Source organism: Staphylococcus sp. GDY8P67P (assembly GCF_017892545.1).
GTDB lineage: Bacteria > Bacillota > Bacilli > Staphylococcales > Staphylococcaceae > Staphylococcus > Staphylococcus ureilyticus.
The window spans coordinates 1-850 of sequence record NZ_JAESLH010000024.1; the positions used below are offsets into that span (position 1 = coordinate 1).

The 850-nt window shown below is 32.1% G+C and carries 1 pseudogene; it reads left to right on the forward strand.

The annotated features are described in order from the left end of the window. Positions 1-243: 243 nt before the first annotated feature. Positions 244-721 (forward strand): annotated as a pseudogene (gene tnpA, locus KA833_RS10075) (IS200/IS605 family transposase). Positions 722-850: the final 129 nt, after the last annotated feature.

Consider the following 850-nt stretch of genomic DNA (forward strand, 5'->3'; position numbering starts at 1 on the left):
ATGAAGACTTCAGTATTAAGCTGATTTCTAAGAAAGCAAGTCAACAATACGAAGTATTTAATAATAAAGAAGCGCGAAGATGAATTTAATTAAATCATCTGCGTGCTATTTTTTGATATAAAATCCATACGCTATGCGTATGGTGCAGTATGGTTATACCGTTGTATTAAAAATTGCATCTCTACGTGCTAAAATAATATTTGGTCAGCCAACCAAAATAAACAACACGAGGAGATGCAACTTATGTCATCAGACACAAATAGTTTAGCACATACAAAATGGAATTGTAAGTATCACATTGTCTTCGCTCCTAAATATAGAAGACAAATTATATACGGAAAAATAAAGAAAGATATTGGAATAATATTGCGACAGCTGTGTGAAAGAAAAGGCGAAGAAATTATTGAAGCTGAAGCATGTAAAGATCACATTCATATGTTAGTTAGTATTCCACCCAAATTAAGCGTTTCGCAATTTGTAGGATATTTAAAAGGAAAGAGTAGTTTGTTGATTTTTGATAGACATGCACATTTAAAATATAGATATGGTAACAGAAAATTTTGGTGTAAAGGTTTTTATGTTGATACAGTTGGAAGAAATAAAAAAAGTTATAGAAAATTATATTCGTAATCAATTACAAGAGGATATCGTTGCGGAGCAATTAACACTTGTTGAATATATAGATCCTTTTACTGGCGAAGAAACTAAGAAGAAAAAATAAAACAACCCTTTTAAGGGTTGCTGGGAAAGTAGTACATATGGCAGATCTTTTCAGAGCCCTTATAAGGTCTGGTCAGTAACAAAGGCTTATAGCCGAAGAACAAATCACCCGTTATACGGGTGTTTTTGA